Genomic DNA, 8,713 nt, shown 5'->3' with positions numbered 1-8,713 from the left:
GCACCTAGCAAAGCTACTACAACGCCTAGCCAGAGTAAAGTAGCGGTCACAACGGATCAACCGGCACCTAGCAAGACTACTAATCGCCAACAGCCAACAGCTAACAGCCAACAGCCAGAGGAAAACATCTGGTGGATGAGTGCCTGGAGCTGGCTACGCAAGCTACTCGACTTTCGCGAGGACAAGGCGGGCGACGTGGCGACCATTGAGTCGCTCAAGGGGGATGTGGAGTTTCGCGGTACCAAGCTATGGATCCTCATCTGCGCTATCCTCGTCGCCTCAATAGGACTCAATGTCAATTCGACAGCGGTCATCATCGGTGCGATGCTTATCTCCCCACTGATGGGCCCAATCATCGGCTTCGGACTAGGCTTCGGCATTGCCGACCTAGATCTGGTGCGCAAGTCGCTGCGCAACCTCGCACTGACGACACTCTTCAGCATCACGACCGCCACGATCTACTTCCTCTTGACCCCACTAGACCAGCCTGGTAGCGAGCTCCTGGGACGTACGGAGCCATCGATCTACGATGTCTTGATCGCTTTCTTTGGTGGTGCTGCGGGACTGATCGCGGGTAGTAGCAAGAGCAAGGGACAGGTGCTCCCTGGCGTGGCTATCGCTACGGCGCTCATGCCTCCGCTCTGTACGGCAGGCTTTGGCATAGCCACGGGCAACTGGGCTTTCTTCTTCGGTGCCATCTACCTTTACCTCATTAACTCGGTCTTTATCGCTTTTGCCACCTTTGTGATGGTGCGCATCATGCGCTTCCCGATGAAGCCTGTCGCCTCGGGGGATATACGCAAGCGAAGCTATCGCTGGATCACCGTCATAGCGGTCTGCACGCTCATACCGAGCATCTACCTGAGCGTCCGTCTGGTGCGAGACTCTTATCAGGAGGAGCGTGCCAAGCAGTTTGTCGCAGACCACTTTGTCTCATCAGATCATCAGGTGATCCGCCAGTCGCTGGTACGTGGCGAGGACGGAAAGGCGCCTTACATAGATGTGGTGCTGATCGGCAAACCACTCTCGGCTCAGACAATCGACAGCATCTCAGCCTTGCTCCCTAGCTACGGCTTGTCAAGCCTTGAGCTACAGGTGCACCAAGGCTTTGACAATGAAGCTCCTACGGACTACGAGCAGCTGGGCGGTGTCCTGCTACGTGACCTCTACGAGCGATCCGAACGCACCGCCTCTGAGCAGCGTGCCGAGATTGACTCACTGCGTCGTACGCTCCTGCGCTACGACTACTACAAGTCGCTGACGCACGATGTGAGCGATGAGGCGAGAGCCGTCTTTACTGACATAAGTCAGGTGCGGCTGATGCCCTCGATGGAGTTTATCCAGGGGCAAGACTCAGTCCTCCACATCCTCGTGACGACCCCGTCGCACCGTATATCCCCAGCGGAGCGAAACAAGCTGGAGGAGTGGCTACAGAAGCGTACCAAAGCGGATGCACTACAGCTAATCTTGACGAACTAAACACAATACTAACTTTAATAGATAAGCGTCTTATGAACAAACTACAGACCTTGCTCCTGACCCTCTGTGCACTCCTCGTGTGCAGTGCTACAGCACGTGCCGACAAGGGCATGTGGGTACTCAGTGAGCTTAACGAGCAAAACGAAGCTCGTATGCGTGAGCTGGGCTTTAACCTATCCCTAGACCAGCTCTACAATCTAGACAAGCCATCGATAGCACGTGGCGTGGTCATCTTCGGAGGTGGCTGTACGGGTATCACGGTCTCTAATCAGGGACTACTCTTTACGAACCACCACTGCGGCTACGATGCGATCCAGAGCCAGAGTACGGTAGAGCATGACTATCTGCGTGACGGCTTCGCCTCTCAATCTTTCCGTGAGGAGCTGCCGATCCCAGGTCTCTCTGTCAAGTACCTCCGTGCGCAGATTGACGTGACGGCTCGCATCGAGCAGGCTGTGGCTGGTATCACGGACGAGGCTAAGCGTCAAGAGACGATTGAAAAGGTCTCTGAGGATATTGTCAAGGAGTACACGAAGTCTCCCTTTGACGCTGTGGAGGTAACTCCATTTTACGCTGGCAATAAGTACTATGTCGTCATCTACGATGAGTTTAAGGATGTTCGTCTCGTGATGACTCCACCGAGCAGCGTCGGTAAGTTTGGCGGTGATACGGACAACTGGATGTGGCCTCGTCACACGGGCGACTTTAGCGTCTTCCGCGTCTATGCTGATGCCAACAACAAGCCCGCTGAGTACGCAGCAAGCAACAAGCCTTACCGTCCTGTCTACTATACAAAGGTTTCTCTAAAGGGGTACCAGGAGCAGGATTACGCAATGACCATTGGCTTCCCAGGCTCTACCGATCGTTACCTCACCTCTTACGGTGTGATTGATCGCATTGAGAATGAGAACGCTCCCCGCATCGAGGCTCGTGGTGTCAAGCAGGAGATCTGGAAGCGCGCTATGGACGCTGACCAAGCTACCCGCATCAAGTACGCTAGCAAATATGCTCAGAGTGCGAACTACTGGAAGAACTCGATCGGTATGAACCGTGGTCTCGAGAAGCTCCACGTGATAGATCGCAAGCGTGCCGAGGAGGAGGCATTCACTCAGTGGGTCGCACGTACAGGCAAGCCTTACGGCAATATCCTGCCCGACCTAAAGCGTGCCTACGAGGAGGCTGCTCCTTACAATCGTCAGCTCAACTATATAATTGAGACGATGCTGAGTGGCACGGAGGTCGTGATGCTTGGCTATCGGGCTATGGTGGCAGCTGGCTCTGGTGACAAGAAGGAGCTGACAGACCTTTACAAGGATTACCTACCTAACCTAGACCGTGAGGTACTCCCTGCTATGCTCGCACTGCTACGTACGAAGCTACCAGCTGACAACCTCCCCTTCATCTATCAGATTATTGATGAGCGCTTCGGTGGTGACTACAAGGCTTATGCTGAGGAGCTTTTCGCCAATAGCGTCGTCCCTTATGAGGATAAGATGATGTCCGTACTGGCTATGGATCAGAACAAGATAAAGGAGACCCTCGCTAACGATCCTGTACAAGAGCTCGTCCAGAGCGTACTGATGTACTACTCATCTTTGCTGGATAAGTACCTAGAGTACAACCACGCTATTGAGAAGGGTAAGCGTGAACTCTTTGCCGCTATGAGCGAGTTCCAGCCTAAGGCACTACGTCCATCAGACGCTAACTTCACGATGCGTATGAGCTATGGGCGTATCCTCGGCTACGAGCCAGGAGATGGTGCGTGGTACTACCACTTCACGACGGAGCGTGGTGTCTTCCAGAAGCAGAATCCCAACAGCACCGAGTTCGCCGTACAGCCTGAGATCCTCAAGCTGCTGAGCGATCCTGCGAACTTCGCACCTTACGGTGTGGGCAATCACCTCTTCACCTGCTTCCTCTCGGACAACGATATTACGGGTGGTAACTCAGGTAGCCCTGTCTTTGACAAGAACGGTAACCTCATCGGTCTAGCTTTCGATGGCAACTGGGAGGCTATGAGTGGTGACATCGAGTTTGAGCCTGATCTACAGCGCACCATCTCGGTAGATATCCGCTACGTCCTCTTCATGATTGACAAGTGGGCTAAGTGCCCCCGCCTGATCCAAGAGCTGACCTTCGCATAAGCGAGGAAACAACGCAATGGTGACGCACGGTCGTGTAACCCGCTGTAGGGACGCACGATCTGTGCGTCCGTTGTATCAAAAGTTACGAAGACCATTCCGTCAAATGTTTCAGCGACATGGTTTTAACGGGAACGGACGCACAGATCGTGCGTCCCTACAACCGTTACACGTCCCGCTTTGACTACTATTTCGACCACACGCTCATATGCGCATAGACATTATCACCGTACTGCCTGAGATGATCGAGCCCTTTGTCTCGACCTCTATCGTGGGGCGGGCACAGCGAGAGGGCTTTGCCGAGGTACATATTCATCAGTTACGCGACTACGCAACCAATCGCTGGGGACGCATCGACGACTACCCCTACGGTGGCGCTGCGGGGATGCTCATGTCCATTGAACCGATTGACCGCATCATCACCGAGTTGCGTAGCCAGCGCCCTTATGACGAGGTTATCTTCACGGCGCCCGATGCGCCAGTGCTCACGCAGGCGGTCGCCAATGAGCTAAGCCTTATGGAGAACATTATCATCCTCTGCGGTCACTACAAGGGTATCGACCATCGTATCCGTGAGCATCTCATCACTCGTGAGATCTCCATCGGCGACTACGTCCTGACAGGTGGCGAGCTGGCGGCAGCGATCATTGCCGATGCGACCATACGGCTCATACCAGGCGTCCTAGGCGATGCGGATAGTGCGCTGAGCGACTCCTTTCAGGATGGCTTGCTCACTCCTCCTATGTACACCCGCCCTGCCGAGTACAAAGGGTGGCGCGTGCCAGAGATCCTGCTGAGTGGGCACGAAGCGCGCATAGCGCAGTGGGAGCACGAGCAGGCAGTCGCCCGTACGCAAGCGCTCCGTCCAGACCTGCTGGAGGAGTAGATTAGAAAGTCAGAAGTCTTTGCATAATCGGAGTAATCAGAGATGTGATACCTTTGATTACTCCGATTTCTTGTTTAGGCGTTGCAGAGCGGCTGGGCGTACATCTGGAGGAGTTGCGTGCGCAGTTCGTCGGCGCTGTAAGCATCCGTCGGTGCTTTAGCTATCTGCTCCTCGATGTAGCGGAGCGCTTTTTCTTTGTCAGCCTCACTGTAGAGCTCCTTCGGATGCGCTTTGTGCGGGTGGAGGAGGTCGTAGGCGATGTAGTTGATCGGGTAGAAGCGGTAGTTGCTATGCAGCTCCGTGTCTATGAGCTCAGCCAGTCGTGGATAGAGCTGTTGCTTCGGCAGGGCGCGTAGCTCAGCCTCTAGCTCAGGCGTGATCAACTCGTTGAGTCGCTTACCGATGGCAAAGTGTACCCGCCCCTTGTAGCCGAGTAGACCCGTCTTCATATTGATCAAGTCCTCCTCGGGTCCCTTGACATACTGCTCCTCAGGGTGATGCTTGCGCCAAAGTAGCTCACACGCCTTGAGGATGTCGCAAGGATCGTACTCATAGCTAATAGTTGTGGGGGCGATGTTGACACGCATCAGCTGAGTCAGCGGATCATTGCTTTGCGAGGAAGCGATCATCTTGAGGACGCTCGGCTGTGTCTTGTCGCTATTATCCTTAGCACGCCCCTCACGCTGGGCGATCCAGACCGACTTGTGGTCCTGTTGTATGCTCTGATCGATAAAAGCGGAGAGCGCCTGAGCTGCCAGAAGCATCTGACGGATCGGAAGCGAGCGACGCACGACAAAAGAGTCGTTGAGCTTGACCACCGCCTCGATCCACGGTCTGCCGAAGAGGTTGTCACCGATAGCAATGCGAGGCATCAAGTAGTTGCGCTCCCGCATGACTAGGTTGAGGAAGGCCGAGTCAAGGATGATGTCCCTATGGTTTGTGATGAAAGTCGTCGGCAGGTCACCGCCTAGTCGACTGGCACCGCTGAGCGATACGGAGAAAGTGGTACGCTTCGCCAGCTGTACCACGAGGGGGTAGGATATGCGCTGCTTAAAGTCGTCAACGCTATGGATACCTTTCAGTTGCTGTATCAGTGCCGTCGTCTCCTCCTCTGAGAGCAGTGCCGATAGGACGTGACGTAGCTCAGGTTGGTTGGCCAGCTGTGCAACGACGGTAGGCACCTCCTCGTCGAGGTAGGGACGTATTGAGTCGTACTCGTAGGGCTGTGGGGCAGTGTGTGTAGTCATGATAGTTTGCTCTTGATGATACGTGTGATAAGGTCGCTCAGCTGTAGTCCAGCAGCGCGTACCTGCTGAGGAATGAAGCTCGCCTCCGTCATGCCAGGAGTCGTATTGACCTCTAGCAATGTGGGGATGCCGTCCGCCTCGATGATGAAGTCTATGCGTACGAAGCCGTAGCAGTCTAGTAGATGGGCGATCGTCAGCGAAGTCTCCTGTACCCGCTGCGTCAGCTCAGGCGAGATGCGTGCTGGCGTTATCTCGTCGCTCTTGCCATAGTACTTAGCGTCATAGTCGAAGAATGTATCGTGCGCCACCACCTCCGTGACGGGCAGTGCGAAAGCGTCATCGGGGAGAATCACGCAACCGCAGGTCACCTCGGTGCCCACGATACACTCCTCAACGAGCACATCGGGTGCAGCCGTGTAAGCGTCCGCCACCGCCGTGACTAGCTGATCCCACTGCTCAATGCGCGTCGTGGCGATGCTGGAGCCTCCCGTATTAGGCTTGACAAAGAGCGGTAGACGTAGCGTGGACTCAATCTGCTGCTGCTCTTCGGGCGAGAGCTCCTTCGTCTGATTGTGGAGCCGCTGCGAGCGAGCGATGTGCACGCCGTGATGCGCTAGGTAAGCGTTGCACGCCTCTTTATTGAAGGTCAAAGCCTCGCAGAGCACACCCCCCGTCGTGTAGGGGATGCCGAGCATATCAAGGTAGCCCTGCAGAAGACCATTCTCTCCAGGGGTACCGTGGATGGTAATGTAAGCTACTGCGAAGGTTACCTCCTCTGCGCCAAAGTGTGCGACTAATGCACGATCTATCGTCCCCTCACGACCTGTAGCATCGGTCACACTCCACGCATCGGCTGTGATGGTGACCAGATAAGGAGTGAAGAGGCTCTGATCAATCTGCTTGAGGATCGTCTGGGCGCTACGCTGCGAGACCTCTGCCTCGCCAGAGTATCCGCCACAGATGATCGCAATGTTGGGTCTGTCCATAAGGTATGATGGGATATTGCAATGATTCTTAGTTAGAGAGTTCGAGGGGTGCCACATAGCGTCTCCACTTCTCTATGAGCTGGCTCATATCGTCGGGTAGTGGTGCTGAGAAGTGCATCCGCTCTCCCGTCGTGGGGTGGTCAAAGGCAAGAGTCTCAGCGTGCAATGCTTGGCGAGGGCATATCTTGAGGCAGTTATTGACAAACTGCTGATAAGAGCTGGTGCGCTGTCCCCAGAGAATTTGGTCTCCGCCATAGCGCTCATCGCCAAAGAGCGGGTGGTCGATAGACTTCATGTGAGCACGTATCTGATGCGTACGTCCCGTCTCCAGTTCACACGCTATGAGCGTCACGAAGCCTAGTCGCTCTAGCTCAGTGTAGTGCGTCACAGCTGGCTTGCCTATCTCACTCGTCGGTGGGTAGACCGTCATACGGGTACGGTCGCGAGGGTCACGAGCTATATTGCCCTCGATCGTGCCTTGTGGCTGGTCCAGCTTGCCCCAGACAAGGGCTTGGTAGCGCCGTCCTGTGGTCTTGAGGAAGAATTGTCTCGCCAGTCGTATCTTCGCCTCCGTGCGCTTCGCCACGAGGAGGAGTCCACTGGTGTCCTTGTCAATGCGGTGTACCAGTCCCACGGAGGCATCGTTGGGATCGTAGAGTGGGTCGTTACGTAAGTAGTAAGCAAGCGCATGGACGAGCGTGCCACTGTAGTTCCCATGACCCGGGTGTACGACCATACCTGCGGGCTTATTGACCACCAATAGCTGATCATCCTCATAGACTATGTCAAGTGGTATATCCTCTGGCGTGATAGACCAGTCCTGCTTCGGATGAGCCAGCATCATAGTGATGGTCTCCAGGGGCTTCACCTTGTAGTTGCTCTTGACCGGTGCACCGTCCACCCATATGAGTCCAGACTTGGCTGCTAGCTGTATGCGATGGCGCGAAGTGTGTGGCATACGATCCACCAAGAAGCGGTCAATGCGCAACGGTGTCTGCCCTGGATCTACCCGCACTCGATAATGCTCGTACAGCTCCTCGCCGTGCGTCCCTGTGACCCACTGCTCCTCCTCGTCGGTAGCGATGAGGTCCTCCTCTAGCTCCTGCTCGTCAAGGGGTAGTGGCTCCTTGTCGGGGTTACATCCAGGACTCATCATCGTTAGGTTCTAAGGAGTGTGATGTTGAGTCACTGGGGAGCGCATATCCACCTGATCCCGTGATCGAGTCGTAAGGCTGTAGCGCACCATGTGGTATACTGTCTCTGGTAGAGACGGAGACTAGTAGTATAAGCGGTGTCAAGAGTGGTACACGAGTGCCTGGTGCTAATACTTGACCATTGGGGAGCTGTACACCCATAACCAAGTCATCAAAGGCTCCTGCCACGTAGCTCGGAGTGATGTTTTCGAAGCCTAGGCTAACAAGACGAGCACGTGCCTGTCGCTCGGAGACATCAATGAGGGAAGGTATGATACCGTTGCGAGGGTAGGAGGCGTTGAGCGTGACGAAGATGATACGTCCCGCCTTGACTCGGCTACCTGGCTTGGGCGTCAAGTCGTAGACAGCCCCCTTGGGGACGTCAGTCGTATAGACCGAGTCAACAACCTCGTAGCGCAGATGGGCTTTGTCCAGGAGTTGCTCCGCCTCGCTCGCTGGCAGACCATATATGTCAGGGATTTCAACAGACGAACCGTGGCGTGTGAATAGGTTCATCCAAAGGAGTGCTAGGAGGACGATGAGGACTGAAGCCAATATCATCAGACCAATGTGAATCAGTAGGGTAGGACGTCGCATAGGGTATATCTATTAGCGGAGACTATGCAAAGGTAAGCAAATTAGAGATTAACCTCTACGTCTCTCCTCCCGAGGAAATGGAAAATTCTCAGGGAGGAAACGAAAATCCTCCACGGAGGGGCGGAATAGAACTTCGGAAGAATGAAATGAAACTTCGGAAGAATGAAATGAAAGTTCCGAAGAA

General features: G+C 54.8%; 7 protein-coding genes. 3 read left to right on the top strand and 4 right to left on the bottom strand.

Annotated features, from left to right (window positions below; all coding sequences use genetic code 11):
- The 3 genes from Q0X57_RS06400 to trmD all read left to right on the top strand — a co-directional run.
- On the top strand, window positions 1–1,479 hold a 1,479-nt coding region (locus tag Q0X57_RS06400), incomplete at its 5' end, for a DUF389 domain-containing protein (RefSeq protein WP_297729199.1).
- 32 nt (window positions 1,480–1,511) lie between these two features.
- Window positions 1,512–3,623 (top strand): S46 family peptidase, encoded by a 2,112-nt coding sequence (locus Q0X57_RS06395; RefSeq protein ID WP_297729196.1) that lies wholly within the window; start codon window positions 1,512–1,514, stop codon window positions 3,621–3,623.
- Window positions 3,624–3,828: 205 nt separating this feature from the next.
- Entirely contained in the window at window positions 3,829–4,506 is a 678-nt protein-coding gene (trmD, locus tag Q0X57_RS06390; RefSeq protein WP_007364529.1) for a tRNA (guanosine(37)-N1)-methyltransferase TrmD, read from the top strand.
- A gap of 74 nt (window positions 4,507–4,580) precedes the next feature.
- Here the strand turns inward: trmD and Q0X57_RS06385 are convergent, their stop codons facing one another.
- From Q0X57_RS06385 to Q0X57_RS06370, 4 genes are read right to left on the bottom strand one after another with little or no spacing between them, the layout of a single operon-like run.
- Window positions 4,581–5,753, bottom strand: coding sequence for an acyltransferase (locus Q0X57_RS06385; protein WP_297729192.1), 1,173 nt, complete (start codon window positions 5,751–5,753; stop codon window positions 4,581–4,583).
- Entirely contained in the window at window positions 5,750–6,739 is a 990-nt protein-coding gene (locus Q0X57_RS06380) for a D-alanine--D-alanine ligase family protein (RefSeq protein WP_297729189.1), read from the bottom strand. The genes Q0X57_RS06385 and Q0X57_RS06380 overlap by 4 nt, the downstream gene beginning before the upstream one ends.
- A gap of 28 nt (window positions 6,740–6,767) precedes the next feature.
- On the bottom strand, window positions 6,768–7,892 hold the full coding sequence (locus Q0X57_RS06375) for an RluA family pseudouridine synthase (protein WP_297729202.1): 1,125 nt from the start codon (window positions 7,890–7,892) through the stop codon (window positions 6,768–6,770).
- Window positions 7,876–8,529 carry a PASTA domain-containing protein gene (locus Q0X57_RS06370; RefSeq protein WP_297729186.1) on the bottom strand — a complete coding sequence of 218 codons (654 nt, stop codon included), beginning with the start codon at window positions 8,527–8,529 and terminating at the stop codon, window positions 7,876–7,878. Before Q0X57_RS06370 ends, Q0X57_RS06375 begins: the two co-directional genes overlap by 17 nt.
- Window positions 8,530–8,713: the final 184 nt, after the last annotated feature.

This window comes from uncultured Porphyromonas sp. (genome assembly GCF_947254915.1).
In the GTDB taxonomy this organism is placed as follows: Bacteria; Bacteroidota; Bacteroidia; order Bacteroidales; family Porphyromonadaceae; genus Porphyromonas.
Note: the sequence above shows the minus strand (reverse complement) of the source record. Positions and strands in the feature narration are given on the sequence as shown.

Bases quoted from the DNA above. Each gene is read 5' to 3' on its own strand.
- Q0X57_RS06395 (WP_297729196.1), top strand. From the start codon at position 1,512: ATGAACAAACTACAGACCTTGCTCCTGACCCTCTGTGCACTCCTCGTG.
- trmD (WP_007364529.1), top strand. From the start codon at position 3,829: ATGCGCATAGACATTATCACCGTACTGCCTGAGATGATCGAGCCCTTT.
- Q0X57_RS06385 (WP_297729192.1), bottom strand. From the start codon at position 5,753: ATGACTACACACACTGCCCCACAGCCCTACGAGTACGACTCAATACGT.
- Q0X57_RS06380 (WP_297729189.1), bottom strand. From the start codon at position 6,739: ATGGACAGACCCAACATTGCGATCATCTGTGGCGGATACTCTGGCGAG.
- Q0X57_RS06375 (WP_297729202.1), bottom strand. From the start codon at position 7,892: ATGAGTCCTGGATGTAACCCCGACAAGGAGCCACTACCCCTTGACGAG.
- Q0X57_RS06370 (WP_297729186.1), bottom strand. From the start codon at position 8,529: ATGCGACGTCCTACCCTACTGATTCACATTGGTCTGATGATATTGGCT.